General features: G+C 67.0%; 14 protein-coding genes and 1 tRNA gene. 9 read left to right on the top strand and 6 right to left on the bottom strand.

The features are described from left to right. Positions 1 to 3: 3 nt before the first annotated feature. From ACIHAX_RS26155 to ACIHAX_RS26140, 4 genes are read left to right on the top strand one after another with little or no spacing between them, the layout of a single operon-like run. On the top strand, positions 4 to 930 hold the full coding sequence (locus ACIHAX_RS26155) for an ABC transporter ATP-binding protein (protein WP_364433268.1): 927 nt from the start codon (positions 4 to 6) through the stop codon (positions 928 to 930). Continuing rightward, a complete protein-coding gene (locus ACIHAX_RS26150) occupies positions 927 to 1721 on the top strand; it encodes an ABC transporter permease (protein ID WP_355073488.1) in 795 nt (264 codons plus the stop codon). The genes ACIHAX_RS26155 and ACIHAX_RS26150 overlap by 4 nt, the downstream gene beginning before the upstream one ends. Continuing rightward, complete coding sequence (locus ACIHAX_RS26145) at positions 1718 to 2713, top strand: DUF6895 family protein (RefSeq protein WP_364433272.1); 996 nt, start codon at positions 1718 to 1720, stop codon at positions 2711 to 2713. Before ACIHAX_RS26150 ends, ACIHAX_RS26145 begins: the two co-directional genes overlap by 4 nt. Continuing rightward, positions 2710 to 3270 carry a hypothetical protein gene (locus tag ACIHAX_RS26140; RefSeq protein WP_364433275.1) on the top strand — a complete coding sequence of 187 codons (561 nt, stop codon included), beginning with the start codon at positions 2710 to 2712 and terminating at the stop codon, positions 3268 to 3270. Before ACIHAX_RS26145 ends, ACIHAX_RS26140 begins: the two co-directional genes overlap by 4 nt. Here the strand turns inward: ACIHAX_RS26140 and ACIHAX_RS26135 are convergent. The 5 genes from ACIHAX_RS26135 to ACIHAX_RS26115 form a co-directional block, all read right to left on the bottom strand. Next, the gene (locus ACIHAX_RS26135; protein WP_364433278.1) at positions 3192 to 3902 is read right to left on the bottom strand and encodes an ATP-binding cassette domain-containing protein; all 711 of its coding nucleotides are present in this window, start codon (positions 3900 to 3902) and stop codon (positions 3192 to 3194) included. The two genes, ACIHAX_RS26140 and ACIHAX_RS26135, sit on opposite strands and share 79 nt — an antisense overlap. Positions 3903 to 3904: 2 nt before the next feature. Next, positions 3905 to 4714, bottom strand: a complete 810-nt coding sequence (locus ACIHAX_RS26130) for an ABC transporter permease (RefSeq protein ID WP_397280095.1) — start codon at positions 4712 to 4714, stop codon at positions 3905 to 3907. 77 nt (positions 4715 to 4791) lie between these two features. Further along, complete coding sequence (locus ACIHAX_RS26125) at positions 4792 to 5046, bottom strand: DUF2283 domain-containing protein (protein WP_397280093.1); 255 nt, start codon at positions 5044 to 5046, stop codon at positions 4792 to 4794. A gap of 55 nt (positions 5047 to 5101) precedes the next feature. After that, on the bottom strand, positions 5102 to 7060 hold the full coding sequence (locus ACIHAX_RS26120) for a M13 family metallopeptidase (RefSeq protein ID WP_364433287.1): 1959 nt from the start codon (positions 7058 to 7060) through the stop codon (positions 5102 to 5104). 81 nt (positions 7061 to 7141) lie between these two features. After that, complete coding sequence (locus tag ACIHAX_RS26115; RefSeq protein ID WP_397280091.1) at positions 7142 to 7891, bottom strand: hypothetical protein; 750 nt, start codon at positions 7889 to 7891, stop codon at positions 7142 to 7144. Between the two features lie 479 nt (positions 7892 to 8370). Between ACIHAX_RS26115 and ACIHAX_RS26110 the strand changes: the two genes are divergently transcribed. From ACIHAX_RS26110 to ACIHAX_RS26100, 3 genes are all read left to right on the top strand, one after another. Next, a tRNA-Met gene (locus ACIHAX_RS26110) sits at positions 8371 to 8444 on the top strand. A 609-nt stretch (positions 8445 to 9053) separates the two neighbouring features. Continuing rightward, the gene (locus tag ACIHAX_RS26105) at positions 9054 to 9683 is read left to right on the top strand and encodes a hypothetical protein (protein ID WP_355073472.1); all 630 of its coding nucleotides are present in this window, start codon (positions 9054 to 9056) and stop codon (positions 9681 to 9683) included. Positions 9684 to 10078: 395 nt separating this feature from the next. Beyond that, on the top strand, positions 10079 to 11542 hold the full coding sequence (locus ACIHAX_RS26100; protein WP_364433294.1) for a subtype B tannase: 1464 nt from the start codon (positions 10079 to 10081) through the stop codon (positions 11540 to 11542). 144 nt (positions 11543 to 11686) lie between these two features. On the opposite strand, the gene ACIHAX_RS26095 is transcribed toward ACIHAX_RS26100, so the two are convergent. Further along, complete coding sequence (locus ACIHAX_RS26095; protein WP_397280089.1) at positions 11687 to 15160, bottom strand: indolepyruvate ferredoxin oxidoreductase family protein; 3474 nt, start codon at positions 15158 to 15160, stop codon at positions 11687 to 11689. A 286-nt stretch (positions 15161 to 15446) separates the two neighbouring features. On the opposite strand from ACIHAX_RS26095, the gene ACIHAX_RS26090 reads away from it, so the two are divergent. Then, a complete protein-coding gene (locus tag ACIHAX_RS26090; protein ID WP_355073468.1) occupies positions 15447 to 15926 on the top strand; it encodes a hypothetical protein in 480 nt (159 codons plus the stop codon). 390 nt (positions 15927 to 16316) lie between these two features. After that, complete coding sequence (locus tag ACIHAX_RS26085; protein WP_397280211.1) at positions 16317 to 17471, top strand: lipase family protein; 1155 nt, start codon at positions 16317 to 16319, stop codon at positions 17469 to 17471. The last annotated feature ends 34 nt before the right edge of the window (positions 17472 to 17505 follow it).

Raw genomic sequence — 17505 nt, 5'->3', positions numbered from 1 at the left:
CCGATGACGGTCAACGCCTTCGAACTCACCGAGATCGTCGTGCGGTACGGCGCCACGTCGGCCGTCGACTCGGTGTCGCTGAGTTCGGCCCCCGGCCGCCTGACCGCGCTGCTGGGGCCGAACGGTGCGGGCAAATCCAGCCTGCTCAATGTGCTGTCCACCGCGGCCCGGCCCGTATCCGGGTCCGTGCGTATCTTCGGCAACGATGCGCGCACCGCTCCGATGCGTGCCCGCGCGCAGCTGGGTCTGGTGTTCCAGGAACGAACGCTGGACAAAGAACTCACCATCGAGCAGAACCTGTGGTTTCACGCCCGGCTCTTCGGTATGCGCCGCGTCGACGCCGCGGCACAGATCGATCGGCTGCTCGCTTTGTTGGATCTGACCGAGCAACGGCGCGCCACCGTCGAACGCTTGTCCGGCGGAACCGCTCGGCGGGTCGAACTGGCGCGCGCCCTCTTGCATCGTCCCGGTCTGCTCATCCTGGACGAGCCGACAACGGGACTCGATCCGCGTTCTCGCCGGGTCTTCTGGCGCGATCTGCTTCGCATGCGCGACGAACTCGGTATCACCACGATCTATTCCACGCATTACCTCGACGAAGCCGAGTACGCGGACGAAATCGTGATCATGGCCGGTGGAAGGATCGGCCGATCGGGATCGCCGGTAGACCTCAAAGACGATTTGCACGTCTCCTGTGTGCGGCTGCGGACCCACGACGACGCCGCGGCCGGTGAGCAATTACGCGCGGCCGGGTTCGAGGTGGTCACCGGGCTCACGACGCTGGAGATCCGGTGCGCCGAGCCGGATCGGCGGGTCGCCGACATCGTGCGCGTGCTCCAGCTGCCGATTCTGAGTGTCACCGTGCACAACCCGTCGATGGACGACGTCTACGCCGCCGCGACTACACATACCGGGAAGGACATGCCGTGACCGCATCGCAGGCGACGACCGACCATCGGCCGGAACGCGTCATGGTCGGCAGCATCAGGGCCGTTGCGGTGATCGCGTACCGGGACCTGCAACGCCAGATCCGTCGTCCGGGACTACTGATCAGCAATGCCGCCCAGTTGCTGTTCTTCATCGTCATCTATGCCGTTGGTTTCGACGCCATGGTCGGCAACGTGGGCACGGTCTCCTTCAGCGCCTATATCCTGCCCGGCATCATCGCCATCCAAGTGGCGACGATCGGAATCGCCACCGGATTGTCGTACGCCTGGGATCGAGAGTTCGGCGTGCTGCGCGAGATGACCGTCGCGCCGGTGCCCCGGATGTGTCTGCCGATGGGCAAAGTCGCCGGCACCGGGGTGGTTGTCGGGGCGCAGAGTTCGCTGTTGCTGTTGTGCGCGCCGGTATTCGGATTGTCACCGACAGCTGCGCAGATCGCGGCAGCCGCGGCGATCTACCTGTTCGGGTCGGCGGTCTTCAGCCTGCTCGGATTGTTCCTGGCCACCGCGCTGCGGCAGATCCAGACGTTGCAGGCCGGCGTCCAGATCACGATGCTGCCGATGCTGTTTCTCTCGGGCTCGGTGTTCCAACCCGCCGGGGTGCCGTCCTGGCTCTCGGTGTTGATTCGCCTCAATCCGCTGACCTATCTGGTCGACATGGGCAGACAGGTATTGGTCGGCGGGCCAGGCTTCGCTTCGATGGGCGTGGACGCGCTGGTCCTGGTGTGCCTGGCGCTGTTCTTCACCGCCGCGATCCGCATCAGGATCGGGCGATGATGTCGGCGACCGGCCTGCACCCCGCCGAGGACCAGCGCGGCCGGGTCCACGGCTTTCCGCTATGGCCCGCAGTGGCCGCGGTCGATCACGAAGCGAGTACTCCGATACTGGAAGCGGCACTGGACTGGCTCGCCGCGAACCTACGCTGGTTCGATCCAGCACAGTGGGATCGTTTTCTGCCGGCCCGGCAGTTCCCAGAGGGCGCTGCGCTCGAACTGCTCGTGCTGTGCCGTGTGCTGTGTCGTGGGCGATGGCGCGATCACCCGCTCGTCGACGGCGCGACCGGGCTGGCGCGCACGCTGGTGGAAGCGGCCGCCTTCCACGACGCACTGGGGCGTGCGGACGACAAGTTCACGTATCGCGCCTACTTGGTGGCCTTGCTCGCTGACCTCGGCTTCCCGATACCAAGTGCTGCGCAACGGGTGCGCACGGTACTCGAAACGGGATGCGGTGGCCGGGACGGCGCTTGGCACCCGCCGCTGTCCCGTCTGGAGCTGCGGTATGCGCTCGAGCTCGGCCGGTTCCCGCATACTCTGCCGCCGATGGACGAGTTGGTCGGGGCGACCATTGCCGCCGCGGAGCCCGACCCGATCTGGCTGCGCGACGACGAGGTCTACGCGCTCACCCACGTTGTCTTCTATGCCACGGATTTCGCAGCGCGGCCGCTGCGTACCGCACCGGCGCTCGTAGCCACGATGCGGACCCTGCTGGGGACTTATCTCGCGGCCGGGGACATGGACTTGGCGGGCGAGCTGATGCTGTGCCTATTGGCGGTCACGCAGGACGACAGCGCGATCACCGCGCACGGATGGCAAACGCTGACTCGCCGCAGGCTGGCCGACGGTGCGGTGCCGGGTCCCCTGTTCGACCCGATCCGACTGTCGGGACTGAGCGGCCCGGTCGCCGAGGCATACACGTTCGGAACATGCCATCACACGACAATGGTTGCGGCGATGGCCGCAGCGGAGCGAGAACGGCATCGTGCACGATGAGATCCACTGATTCCGGTCCGGCGCTCGCCGACCGGTCTTTGGCGGCTGCGCGGAAGTGGTTGGCGGCCGAGACGTCAAGGGAGCATCCGGCCGCCCGAACACCGGAGCGCAACGCGCAACGGTCCGGTTCGCCGCCTCGAGAACCGCTGACCATGTTGTGCTCCGATCCGACGCGCTGGCGTGCGCTGGCCGCGGTCGACGCCGCAGCTGCCTCGGGCGCATCCGCGGCCGAATGGGCCGCCGTCCTGGACTCACTTCTGGTGCTGGCGATCCGCCGCTACGACCTCGACGCGCTTGCCACCTTGCTGCTGGGCTGCGCCGAGTTCGGACTGACCCAGCAGCCGATTCCCGCGCGGGCAGTGGGCTTCCTGCTAGCGCAGCAACAGGTCGACGGCGGATTCGGATTCGTGCCCGGGACCGAGGAGCCCGCCGACATGGCGATCCGAATCGCCCTCACCCGGCGCTGCGTGCAAGTGCTTCAGCGGATCTGCGAACCGCACGATTCGAGGATGCGGAAAAACCCCTCCTCGAGATCACCGTCGCCCGCGATCCCCTGAACGGTGCCCTCGTAGCGCGTCTTTCCGGCGACCAGAACGGCGACCCGGTCACACACCTGAGCGATCTCCGACAACTGGTGGCTCGATATGAAGACCGTTGTTCCGTTGGCGGCCAGAGTACGAATGAGTTCCCGCATCTCTCGGATGCCCACCGGGTCGAGGCCGTTGGTCGGCTCATCGAGCAGTAGGAGTTTCGGTCGCGCCAGCAAAGCGATCGCGATACCCAGACGCCAGCGCATTCCGAGGGAGTATGCCTGCACCTTGCGGGTTCGGACCTCGGTCAACTGCACGACGGCCAAGGTCTCCTCGATCCACTCCTCGGGCACACCGCGCAGTCGGGCGTGAATGCGCAGATGCGTCACCGCGTCCAGTTTCGGCCACAATCCCGGTGTCTCGATCAATGCGCCGACATCGACCAGCAGCGTCCGATCATAGGGTCGGCCGAACAACTGGATGACGCCGCTGGTCGGCCGCTGAAGCCCCAGAACGGTTTTCATCAAGGTGGACTTGCCCGCGCCGTTCGGGCCGAGCAGCCCGTAGACCTCTCCCGTGCGGACCGACAGATCGACGCCGTCGAGAGCGTGGTGTTTTCCGTAGTGCTTGTGCAGCTGCGCCACTTCCAAAGCAAACACGGTCAGATCTCCTTGCGCGTCATGTGGAGCGAGCCAAGAGCCAGAACCAGCACCGCGAGTCCGATCGAGAGCGCGATGGCCGGCAGTATGACACCGTGGTCCCGGACCGGACTGTCGGCCGGTAGGGGAACGCCGTTGGGGCCGATCCCGGCCAAGGGCAGGATCACGCGCATGGGCCAGGCGAACGGCACCGCCATCCACCAGCTCTTGTCCGCGATGAGCATGCCCGACATCATGCCGACGACACCGGTCGTGATGGTGGGGCCCAGGCCCCAAACCACCGAGACGACCAGGGCCACTGCCGCGGTACCGAGCCCGGCCAGCCAAGGCAGGTAGGACGCGGCGACGATAGTCGCGACGCTGGTCCCGAACCGGCCGCTCAATGCTGCCCCGACGCTGAGCAGCAACGCGAGCAGCGTAGTGGACACCGCGGTCAGCGCGGCCAGCCCGAGATACTTGGCGAGCAGGTACTTGTTGCGCGGCACCGCGTACGAGAAGAGCAACCGCCAGGCGTCCTGATCAGCTCGCACCGAGAGGGCGGCCAGCAATGCGGCCGTCATGGGGATCAGGACGCCCCAGCCTTCGAGAACCACGTCGCGAAACACCGTCCAGGTATGGCCCGACCGGCCTTCTGGCGATGCCAACGACATGGGATACAGCGGAACGGTGATGATGACAGGTACCAGGATGGCGAACCAGCCGATGAAGCCGCGACGCATCCTCGCCAGTTCTGTCGCGGTGACGTCCCACAAACTCGGCTGGTCTCGCCGTGGGCGAAGGTCGGGCCCGTAGCGTGCCACGGTGGCGGCCATATCTCTCCTCGAGTCGTTCGGTTCCATCGAGGTTGTAGCTGTCGAACGCGATGCGGTTCACGTCCGGCGCGATCGGGTCACTCGCCTTCCCCCGCGCGGGCCCTCCTCTTCAACGCCGCGCCGAGCTGGACGTCCGCGTTCAGCAACTCGATGCCGATGAGTTCGCCGTCGTCGCCGAAGTCGAGGGCGGCGACGATCTCGCCGCTGTCCTCGTCGCGTACGCGCAGGGTGCGGGCAGCGTGGCGCGCCCCCTTGTTGTTCTGCCGAAGCGCAAGATAGGCGATGTTGTGCTGTTCGTCCCAGGTCAGGTAGTCGAGATAGTCGAGTTGCATATCGTATTCCTTGTCGTCGTTACTTCTGGAAAAGCAAAATTCAGGTGGTGCTTCGTCACAGAACGACTCGCTGCTCTGGTGGAAGGAACAGTCGATCTCGCGGTGTGACGTCGAAGGCCGAGTAGAACTCCGATACGTTGCGGACAACTTGATTGGCTCGGAACTCACTCGGTGCGTGGCTGTTCGCGGCCAGCGCCGCGGCGGCGAACTGTTGTGTCTGTTTTACCCGCCAGCACCGCGCCCACGATAAGAACAGTGTGCGAAAGTCCGGCACGGTGCCCCGGCGGAGCGCGGCCCGTCGGTAGGCGGCGACCGCCACCTGGAGACCGCGTAGATCCGCCATGTTCTCGCTGACGGTCAGCCGCCCGTTCACCCGGTGTGTGGCACCGAAACCCTCGGGAACGAGGCTGTCGTACTGATCGACCAATTGCTTGGTCCTAGCGTCGAACGCGGCGCGGTCCTCGGCAGTCCACCACTCGCGCAGCCTGCCGTCACCGTCGTATCGAGCGCCTTGGTCATCGAACGCATGGCCGATCTCGTGCCCGATGATCGCACCGATCGCGCCGTAATTCACCGCCGGATCCGCGTCCTTGTCGAAGTATGGCGCCTGCAGGAAGGCGGCGGGAAAGACGGCTTGGTTCGTCGATCGGTTGTAGAAGGCGTTGACGGTCTGCGCGGTGGTTGTCCACTCGCCCTTGTCGACCGCAGTGGCAAGTCGGTCGAACTCCCGCCGCCTGGCGAGATCGCGGATGCTGCGCAGCGAATCTATCAACTTGTCCGGATCGACCGACGCGCCCGCACAGTCCGGTCGGTGCCGCGGGGAGCCGATCATCATCGTGATCTTGTCGAGTTTGGCGACGGCGGCCGAACGCGTGGACTGCGACATCCATAGCGAGTCGAGCAATGCCACACGGTAGGCCGCGAACAGATCGTCGACCAGCTCGCGCAGCGCGGCCTCGGCCGCGGCCGAAAAATGCTTCGCCACATAGAGTTTTTCCAGCTGGCCGCCCAACTCGGCATTCACCGTGGCGACCGCTCGTTGCCAGGGTTCGGCCGGCCGGCCCGCACCGCCGAGGAACTTGCGGCGAAACTCGAGATTGACGTCGGAGATTCCGGAGGGCAGGAAACGAGAGAACTCCTGGAGCAGACTCAATCGTAGGTAGTCACGCCAGTGCGCGATATCCGTATCGGCCCACAGCCGGCCGACCGCGGTGATGAAGTCGGGCTGCCGCACCACGACATGGGCGAACAGTTCCGGTGGCCGCGACGTTCGTCCGGCGCGCCACGCGTCGAAGTCGAAATCATCTGCCAGACCGCATACTTCGGACCAGCGCATCGGGTTGTAGGTAGCCGTGGCGTCCTGGTCTCGCACCGCGTCCCAGTGAGCGACGGCGAGCTGCCGCTCGAGTTCGAACACTCGGTCGGACATGCCCGCCGGATCCGCGAAATTCGCGACGGCCGCGACTCGCGCCAAGAATGCCCGGTACGCGTCACGGTGCGCGCCGAGATCGGAGTTCCGGTAGTACCGGCTGTCCATCCCGAGACCGGACTGCGCGAGGGTGGCGACATATCGGCGGGCATCCCTGGCATCGATGTCGACATACAGAGAGATGACTCCCGGAATCGGCAGCATGCCCATGACGCCGGCCAACTCGGATCTGGACGCGGCCGCGTCGATCGCCGCGAAGAGGTCGGCGAGCGGCGTCGTGCCGAGGCGTTCGACAGCCGCGGTGTTCAGGCAGGCCGCGTACAGGTCGCGCACCTGCTGCTCGGACGTACCGAGCCCGGGTTCGCGGATTTCCTGGATGACGGTCGAGAGTTGTTGTTCGACGCGCCGCATCACTTCGGTTATCGGGCTGCTCACCGATTGATCAGGAGGCAGCCGGTAGTCGCGCAACCACCTCCCGTTGACATGCCGGTAGAGATCGTCCTGCGGACGGACAGTCTCGTCGAGCCCATCCGGGCCGGGCACGCCGGGTGGTGCGGCCGGACGGCAAGCAGACGGAACAGCCACGGCGGCAACCACTCCGAACGTGCGCAATGCGATACGACGGCTCACTTTCGCGGGCGAATTCGACAGCACCGTCGCTACCGATCAGCCGCGCAGCACGGTGAGCGGAAAGGACACGTCCGCTCGATGTTCCGAACCGACCAATTCTGCCCGGCTGCCCACGCCCAAGGTGTCGTACAGGCTGCGGATGCGTCGATACATCGACCGCTCCGAAAGATAGTTCAGGCGCGCGATCTCGGCGACGGTCATCGACGTGCGCAGCATGCGCAGCAGCCGGGTGTCCGACTCGGTCAGACCATCTCGGCCGGACTGATCCGCGCCGGTGGCCGGTGTAGCGGACCGGCCGCGCAGGCGTTGCCGTGCCGGTTCGTTCGGTTCGCGGCCGGTCACCGCACCGAGCACCGCCGGGAGCGGCTTCCCCGGTGCCGAGCGCGTGCGGTCGAGGAGTTGCGCGCGAACGAGGTCGGCCTGACGCTCGACGGATATCGCGACGTTGATCACGAAGTTGGCGCCGGAGCGTATCGCGGCATAGGTCGAGTAACCACCGACGTCATCGGTGACCGCGACGATGAGCCCCATGGCGTGCCGGGCGCGAACCGACCGCAGGCTTTCGGCTTGGGTTTCACTGTTGACGGGTAGCACGATCGGGGCGCCGCCGGCGTCCCTGCGCATGGCCAGTTGGTCGTAGTCGGCGAACTCCAACTCGAAATGCGGCCCGAACACGCTCCCCCACGACCCATCCGCGGGATCGAGATAGTCGCGCAAGCCCGGATGGACGAATGCGACACGCCCGGTTGCTTGTTCGGAATCCCTACTGGTTCGAACGGCGTTCAAGAAAGCCCCCTTCACTTCGATCAGCGCGCTTCCGCGCGCCTCTTACCTATCCGCCGGCGCTACGCGCAGGACGGGCAGTACTCGAGCCCCCGACCGAGCGGCAAGCCTTCGACCCTGTACCTCGAGTACCGTCACAATAGGCGCGATGGTGCTTCGGCGCAGCCACGCCGGTCGCCGGGACCACCACCACACCGCGGCCCATCGGCCGGATCCTGCGGCCGCGCCGCTGACGCACCACGCTCTTGCAGCGGGCCACCCGGGCTCGTGCCACCGACCGCACGCTGGACGTCACCTTCCACTCCTCGTCTCGCAATCTGCGTCGGATACTTCTCGTCACATGGTTGGACGCGGCGTCGGCGCATTCGGTTCCACCCGTGCGCAAAAGATTGCCCAGGCCTCGCCGAGCCACCCGCAACATGCCCTCTCACCAGCACGATTGGGCTATTCGCGCCCACCATGTGTACTGTTGGAAAAGCCGACGCGGGGTGGAGCAGCTCGGTAGCTCGCTGGGCTCATAACCCAGAGGTCGCAGGTTCAAATCCTGTCCCCGCTACTGCGGAACGGTCCGGAGCACACGCTCCGGGCCGTTTCTCTTTTGCCGGGTCGAGTCGCGACCATGGTCCACGCACAGCGGGTCGTCCGAGCACTACACCTCTTAAACGCCGCGGCTTCCGGATCCGGCGAGGTCTCAGCGATGCACGGAGAGCCGGCGGTCCAGCGAGGTGGTCGGCGAGGATCCGACGCTGGGCGCATCGCGTAGACCCTTGCCGCTGACGTCGGGAACCCCGACAGTCGAAGTGCAGATTCTTTGACTGCTGATGTCGCTTACTCCGACGTGCGCAATCCTACGATACGGTTCGACGCTTGCCTGTTCCGTAGCTCACATCCGAATCTCCGGCAGAATGACCAGCCGTCGATCGCGGTTGCGAATCGGCGGTTAAAAGATGGTTACGGCACCGTCCTGGATTGGTGACGTCCGAGTTGTCATGTCACGATACTTTCGAGTCACCTGGACAAATCATCCCGAAGTGTTTTCCCGCAGGCAACCCCCGGTTCCCATCACCGCACCCGCCTTGTCTCCTTCGGCGTGTTCGTAATGATTCGATCGCCAATGTCGGCCATCTCTGCGTGCAACGACAACAATCTGTGAGGAAAGTTCCGCGTGAGTGATTTCTGGAATGTGAGCTCGTCTTTGGCGTGTCTCAGCGTCGGCATTTCATTGTTCGGCGTCATCGCGTACCTGGCGGGGATACTGGAAGGGGACACCCGGCCGCGCATCGCGTCGTGGGCGGCCTGGTGCACCGCGAACACGGTGTTCGCGGTGGTGGCGTACCTCGAGGGCGGCTATCTGGCCGCAGCCATCAACGCCGCCGCGGCGGCGATGAACGCGGCGGTCATCGTCGTCGGCATCACCCGCGGGTCCGGCCTGCGGCCGGAAGACAATATCGATTGGGCCTGCCTGGTCTCCTCGATCGCATGCGTGCTGGTGACGGTCGGCGTACAGGAAAAGGCATTCGGCGCGCTGTTCGCGATATGCGCCAATCTCATCGCCACCATTCCAACGCTCCGGCATGTGTGGTCCAAACCGCACGAGGAAACGTGGCAAACGTTCGCGGCGAACGCACTCGCGAACGGCCTCGGCCTGCTCGGCGTGCTCCTGGTGAGCGGGTTCGAATTCGTTTCGATCGCCGGTCCGATGATTTCCACGGCGGGCAATGCCGGTTTGGTCGCCCTTACCGTCGGTCGTGCTCGATTCGCCGCCGTCGCGGTCGTCCCGGTGAAAGTCGGCTGATCTCGCATGCGATCGGTCACTTCCAATATCGGCGACTGCTTCACCGATCCGGGCGAACTCACCGAGGGACAAGCCCGGCGCGCTCTCGAAATCCACGTCATCTGTTCCTCGCGCTGCCTCGTCCTGCGACGGGCCGAGCGAGTGCTGGGAGTAGATGACCCGACCGACGCGCCACCAGGCGGTCGTTGACCGCCGACCGGCAGGTTGCGCCCGACGCCCGCCTTTCGGCGGACGCGTCGGGCGCAGCCGCGCAGGTACGCCAGCGCGGCGTCTCCTACCGCTATCCTTCGATCTCAGCGACCCGATGACCAGCTGATTCGTTCCGGGCAAGAGTTCTACCGACGCCGCTACGGCCGCGACGCCGAACGCTTGCCACGAAGGCGAAGGAGAGCGCTGTGCGGCGCAGGGCGATGCTCGAGGGGTGTGTGGCGGCGGTTGCCGCACCGATGTTCGCCGCCTGCGGCCTGCTGAAAAGCGACGCGCAACCGGCGGACGAGTTGGCTTTCGACCCGGACGAATTCACGGTGCGGAAGAAGACCGTCGCCACCTTCGAGCGGGACAAGAACGTGACCTACCGGTTCTACGACAGCGTTGTCTACGTGGCGAAACCGGTGAACAAGACGTATCAGAGCTTGAACGTCAGCGTTCCCGTCGAGATCGACGGGAACACCGTCGACGCGAGCAAGGCTCCGATTCTCTTGAGCAACTCCATCGGCGGCTATCTGTCGTCGGCGGCCGAGGGCGGCAAGCCGGACGACGGCGGTGATCGGGACAGGAACCGCGAGCTCGCCCTCGCGGCGGGTTATGTCGTCGTCGAGCCCGGTGCGCGCGGGCGCGACCTGGTCGCCCCGGACGGCACGTACTACGGCGTGGCGCCCGCCGCCATCGTGGATCTCAAGGCCGCGGTCCGATACTTGCGGCACAACTCCGGCCGGGTTCCGGGAAACACCGACCGGATCGTCGCCACCGGGGTCAGCGCGGGCGGCGCGCTGACCGCGCTGCTGGCTGCCTCCGCCGACAACCGGATGTACGACCGGTATCTCGCCGAACTCGGCGCGGCGGACGCGAGCGACGCCGTTTTCGCCGCCGCTTCTTACTGTCCCGTGACCGATCTCGACCACGCGGACATGGCCTACGAGTGGAATTGGGGCGCCAACCCGCTGCGCTCCGGCGAACTGGACGCGACGGCCTCGCGCGAACTGAGCACCGCGTTCGTGGACTATCAGGCATCGTTGGAACTGCAAGGGGCGGACGGATTCGGGCCGATCACGGCCGACAACTACGGCAACTACCTCGTGCGGACCTACCTCGAACCGGCGGCGACCAGGTATTTGACCGCTTTGCAGGACTCCGAGCGTTCGAGCTACCTGGCGGCGAACACGTGGATCACCTGGTCGGGCGACCGGGCGGAGTTCACCTGGCCGAACTTCCTCGCGCACGTGGGCGAGCGGAAGAAGGGCGTGCCCGCGTTCGACGCCTTCGACCTGTCCTCTCCGGAGAACAACCTGTTCGGTGCCGGCACCGTCAAGGCCAGGCACTTCACCCCGTTCAGCCTGCGGCGAGCGACGGGCGACCCGGGCGCGCAACTCGACAGCGACCTGCCCGAGAAGATCAGCATGATGAACCCCATGTTCTTTCTCCGCCAACGCAATCCCGCCCGGGCGAAGCACTGGTGGATTCGCGTCGGCACCAAGGACACCGATGCGTCGCTGACCATCGTGGGCAATCTCGCCGCGAGCCTGGCGAATCTGGGCGACCAGGTCGACGCCGCGATGTATTGGGACGCGGGGCACGGCAGCAACGAGGACGCCGCGGATTTCGTCGCGTGGATCGGCAAGGTGACCGGCTACACCGGCTGAGGCGTTCGCCGACGGGTGGCCTTTCCACGAGCTCGCCGGGTCACAGGTGGCACACCGGACTCGGTTCGCGGCGAAGACCTGCTGAGGCGTTGGTCCCGGCAACGCCCGCGCGGCGCTCCGACCGGCCACCGGCGTCGGAGCCCACTAACAGCGCGGCGGCTCGATGCCGAGCTCCCGCAGACGTTCGATGTAGACCGCCACGCCGGCGAGTTTGATCTCCTCGTATCCGCGCACCACGTCGGCGAGCGCGGCCGCCCGCACGGCGCGGTCGTAGCCCGACCGGTCCAGCCCCTCGGCGAGGTCTGTCACCATCGCGGTGTAGTGAGTGCGCAACTCACGTTCCACGCGTCGCACGTGCGCGTATCCGAACGGGTCGAATCTCGTGCCGCGCAGCCGCTTTCCCTTGGCCAGCAAGCGCAGGGCGAAGTGGCTGCCCGGCCCCATTCCGATCTTGTCCTTCCGTCCCAGCGCACGCAGGACCGGCGGGTGCAGCCGATAGGTGAGGTTCGCCCCCTCGGGTACCTGCGCGGCGACCTCGGCCAGGAACGACGGATCGGTGAGCCGTCGCGCCACCTCGTACTCGTCCTTGTATGCCGTGAACTTGTACAGCCCGCGCGCGACCTGCTCGCTGAACTCGGTACGGTCGGTCACCTCGCGCTCGGCAGCCCAGACTCGTTGCATCGTGGCCACGTAGTCGCGCGCCATCGCAACGCTCTGGAAGCCGATCAGCTCGACGGCCCGCAGCTCGACCAGCCGCCGCGTCTCGCCCGTCGCGGTCAGCTCGTCGAACAGGTCCGCCGGCACCGGTACCGGAGTGCGTTCGGCCGTGCGACGCGTGGTGGCGGCGGCGAACTCCTCCGGCCGAGCTATCGCGACCCGGCCCCAGCGGAAGGCCGCGAGGTTGGCGTCCACGGCCACGCCGTTGATCTCGATGGCCTCCTCGATCGCCGTGCCCGGCAGCCGCAGGCCACCGAGTTCGTAGGCTGCGCCCACCAGGAGGAAGTTCGCGGCGGCAGTGTTGCCGAAAAGCGCCTCCGCGGCGGCGAGAGCATCGAAGGACCGCACCGAGCGCGAGACCTGTTCCAATCGCCGCAGCAACGTCGCCTCGCCGGGGTAGGTGACGGACCGGTCGTAGACCATGTCCCCGGTCGGGGTCTCGCTGGTGGAGGCGACCGAGACGGTCGTCTCGGCGCAGCCGTAGGCCAGGTTCTTGTTGTCGGTGGCGGCCAGCAGGTCGAACGCCACGATGCAGTCGGCCGAGGCCGGGGCCAGCCGGTTGGCCGGCTCCAGCGCCCCGACGGCGAAACGCAGATGCGAGACCACCGGCCCGGCCTTCTGGCTCATGCCGATCTGGTCCAGGCTCGCCACCTCGTACCCGGCGCGCATCGCGGCGGTCGCCAGGACCTGGTTCACGGTGACGATGCCGGTGCCGCCGATACCGGCGAGAAAGACGTTCTGCGTGGTCGTCGGCGGTTCGTGCATCAGGTCCGGCAGCCGCGGCGGCTGCGGCGCGCGAACGGCTCGGCGCGGCTTCCGCGCGGCCGGGTCGGGCAGTTCGACCGTGACGAACGCGGGGCAGTCGCCCTTCAGGCAGCTGTAGTCGGTGTTGCACGAGGTCTGGTCGATCCGCGTCTTTCGCCCGAACTCGGTGTCCACCGGCTGCACCGACAGGCAGTTGCTCTGCACCCCGCAGTCGCCGCAGCCTTCGCACACCGCCTCGTTGACGACCACCCGGGTGCGGCGCACCGGCAGGGCGCCCCGCTTGCGCTGCCGCCGCGCGTCGGCCGCGCAGTGCTGGTCGTAGATCAGCACGGTGACGCCGGGGATCTCGCGCAGTGTGCGTTGCGCTTCGTCGAGGCGGTCGCGGTGCCATAGGAGGGCGCCGGGAGCGAGATCGCGCTTGCGGTAGCGCTCGGGCTCGTCGGCGCAGACGATGATCCGCCGGACGCCCTCGACGGCGAGTTTGTGGGTGAGCATCGGCACCGTGAGCGCGCCCTCGGCGTGCTGCGCGCCGGTCATCGCGACCACATCGTTGTGCAGCAGCTTGAAGGTGATGTTCACGCCAGCGGCGACGCACGCCTGCACGGCGAGCTGGCCGGAGTGGAAATACGTTCCGTCACCGATGTTCTGGAACAGGTGCGGCACGTCCGTGAACGGCGCTTGACCGATCCACTGCGCGCCTTCGCCGCCCATCTGGGTCAGCCCGGTGACCTTGCTGTCGGCGCGGCCGGACATGGTCACCAGGGTGTGGCAGCCGATGCCGCCGCCCGCCAGTGAGCCCTCCGGAACGGCGGTGGAACGATTGTGCGGGCAACCGCTGCAGAAGTAGGCCGCGCGCTTGGCGGGCAGCACCGACAGCGACAGCGGCTGCGGCAGCGGACGTTTCAGTTCGAGGTGCCCGTCGAGCACGCGGCGCAGCGGTGCGGCGACGCGCCCGGAGGTCAGTTCGCCGTCGGCGCCGAACAGCGGGCGGTCCGCCTCGTCGCGCTTGCCGAGGATTTCCGGCGCGCCCGCGACCCCGTACAGGATGTCGCGGATCTGGGTTTCGATGAAGGCGGTCTTGTCCTCGACGACGATCAGCTGGTCGAGCCCGGCGGCGAACTCGCCGACCCGGTCGGGTGCGAGGGGAAACGGCATTCCGATGCGCAGCAGGCGGATCCCCGCGCTGTACAGCGCTTCGTCGTCGGCGCCGAGGTCGATCAGCGCTTGGCGGACCGCGTCGAAGGTGGTCCCGGTGGCGGCGATGCCGATCGTGGCGCGGGCCGGGTTCACCTCGATCACGTCCAGGCCGTTGCGCGTGCTGTAGGCGCGCACCATCTCCCAGCGGGGACCGTAGAGGTCCGCTTCGGCGAGCAAGCTGTCGGCGGGCGCGGCCATCGGACGCTGCCGGTAGTGGAACCGCTGACCTTCCCAGTCGATTTCGGGCACCACGATGTCGATGTCACCCACCGAACCGTCCACGGTCCACGCGCCGTCGGCGACGTCGGCGACGATCTTCAGCGCCACGAGGCAACCCGAGGCGCGCGACAGGGCGACGCCGTGCAGGCCCATGGTGATGATCTCGCGGGCGTTGCGCGGGAACAGCACCGGAATGTTCATCGCGGCCAAGGAGCGCTCGCTCACCGCGGGCACGGTGGAGGACTTGGCCGCCGGATCGTCGCCGACCAGCAGCAGGACGCCGCCGCGCGGATGCACGCCGTACATGTTGGCGTGGCGCAGCGCGTCGGTCGCGCGGTCCAGGCCGGGGCCTTTGCCGTACCAGACACCGACGACGCCGTCGTGGGTCGCCGCGCCCGCGGGCAGCTCCGCCTGGCTGCCCCACACGGAGGTCGCGGCCAGTTCCTCGTTCAATCCAGGGACGAACGAGATGTCGTGCTCGGCGAGCACCTCCGGCATGCCGGACAGCATCTTGTCGACGCCGCCGAGCGGACTGCCCTGGTACCCGGACACGAACGTGCCCACTCGCCGCCCGGCGCGCAGATCACGCACATGCTGCTCCACCAGCTGCCGCGCGATGGCCTGCACGCCGGTGAGGACAACGGTCCCCGAGCCGACGCGGTAACGGTCGGCGAGGTCGTAGGGAGCTGCGATCAGATCGCGGTCGGCGAGCTCGGTCATCCGGATCCACCCGTCCGCTCAGCGCCGATCCGGCGCTTCGCATTGTTGAGCACTTGGTGCCGATATCGTGTCTCCGAAGATCTGAACGCACAACCTTTGAATACTAGGTTGAGCAATCTGCTCAATTCGACGTGTCATAGATGGGCACCGGCTAAGCACTGTGCGAGGTCGCTGTGACGACGCGCACACTCTCGCGTCGAGGCGTCCGGTCATTTCCGCGAGCCGCACCGGTGCCACACCGCGCATCCTCCGCCGCGCCCGCGCCTACCTGTGTGAAGGTGGAGAGGTGGCACTGCGCAGGATGGGTACGGCGATCGTCGCCGCCATCACGTTCGGAACGCTGACCGCGTGCGGGCAGCAGGCGGACCCGGCCGTGCCCGCCACTCCGGAGCGCACCGCGGAAGCGGCGGCGGGGATGCGGGCCGATCCGGGTCCCCGGCGATACGCGGGCGGGACGATGGTTGTCATCCCGCATGCCGCGGACCTGGAATCCAGTTCCGCCTTACCCTTCTCGGAGTACGACGTCGAGGACGGGACGGACAAGCTCGGGATCCACATCCCCGGCCCGGTCGGCTGCCCGAGCATAGGATTCACCGCGCGGGTGGAGGAATCGGCCGACCTGGTGAGCGTGCGATTGATCCATGGCCTGCATCGCGGCATGCCGCCGTGTCAGGGCGCGAACCCGGAGCAGAAGCGCGAGTACGGCGTGGTCGTCGTCGACCTGCAACGCCCGCTGGGCGGACGGGCGGTGCTCAGCTTCACATGAGCCGGATCAGCGCGCGACCGGGTAGGCCACCTCCGTTAGTGATCTTGTCGAATGGCGGGCCGCGGGCTTTGTGACTTGTCCGGTTCGCCTGTTCCGAAGCGGCGTCCGGAGAATGTCGGGCGCTATCTTCGCAGCGGATGGTGCCGCCTTCGCGGCTACCGGCGGTCCCGGAGTCGAAGGAGGTGCGGCAGTCCGCCATGATCGACTCAGGGTGCCCACGGCGGCGGTTCCTTCTGCTCCGCCCCGCAGTGAAGGTTCGCTGCGGTTCTCGTGTAGTGCCGGTGCGTCCGAAGCACCGACGTCGCGGCGTGCCCGCGGGGCGGTGGGTCGGTGACGGCTGACTTTCGAAGGAAACCCGTGTCCAGAGTTCCGTTCAGGATCGCGATCTTGCTGGTGAGCATCGTCTCGCTCGGCCTGCTCGGCCTGCCCGCTACTGCGCAACCCCTCTATCCCACTCCCGATCCCGATCCCTTCTACACCGCGCCGCCCGACCTGGGGGCGCTCACCCCGGGCGACGTCGTACGGAGCCGCAGGATCGACACCGGTATGTATGTCGGGACCGAGGGCTGGCAAGTCGCGTTCCGCTCCACCAATTCGCAGGGCAAGCCCGTCATGGGCATCACAACGGTCCTGATGCCCGCCGGGGTGAAGAATCCGCCGCTGGTCTCCTACCAGGCGCTGATCAATTCCCTCGGCACCCAGTGCAATCCGTCGCGCTCGCTGTTCAACGGCGAACTACAGGACGCGGTCGGCGCGATGTTGCCCATCGGACGCGGATGGGCGATCTCGCTGCCGGACTATCTGGGCCCCACCTCCGCCTACGGCGCCGCGCGCCTGGCCGGAATGATGACCCTCGACAGCGTGAAGGCCGTCCGCAAGGTCGCCGAACTGGGGCTGTCCGACTCCCCCGTCGCCATCGCGGGCTACTCCGGCGGCGGCATGGCCACCGCGTGGGCCGCCGCCATGCAACCCACCTACGCGCCGGATCTGAAACTCACCACCGCCGTGGCCGGTGGCATCCCCGCCGACCTGGAGGAGATGGCGATGGCGCTCGGCTTCGAGCCGCACCCCGGATTCGGCCTCGCATTCGCCGCCGCCATGGGGCTGGAGCGGGAGTACCCGGACCGGCTGCCGATCTCCGATCAGCTCAACGAGAACGGTTTGTGGTTCCGGGAATTCACCCACGACGCCTGCCGCCGATTCCTGCTCTTCCACGGCGCCTTCCGCAGCGCGGAGCAGATGGCGGCGTCCAAGAGCCTGATGGACAGCCCGGAGGCGCACGCCGTCCTGCGGGAGAACAGCCTGAAGTACTTCGACGGCGTTCCGACTGTGCCGACCTACATGTGGCAGGGCCGCTTCGACACCCTCACCTTCTACAACCCGGTCGCCGAGGTCGCCGACCGGTACTGCAAGGCGGGTGCGCGGTTGACGTTCCATACCGTCGACATCTCCGAGCACCTGACCGCGGCCGCCGCCGGATTCGCGGACGCGTGGAACTACGTCGAGGCCAGGTTCCGCGGCGAACCCGCACCGACCAGCTGCTGAACCCAGAAGACAAGCGGGCCCGGGAGTGCTTCTC

The sequence above is a fragment of the Nocardia sp. NPDC051929 genome, from assembly GCF_044548645.1.
In the GTDB taxonomy this organism is placed as follows: domain Bacteria; phylum Actinomycetota; class Actinomycetes; order Mycobacteriales; family Mycobacteriaceae; genus Nocardia; species Nocardia sichangensis.
Note: the sequence above shows the minus strand (reverse complement) of the source record. Positions and strands in the feature narration are given on the sequence as shown.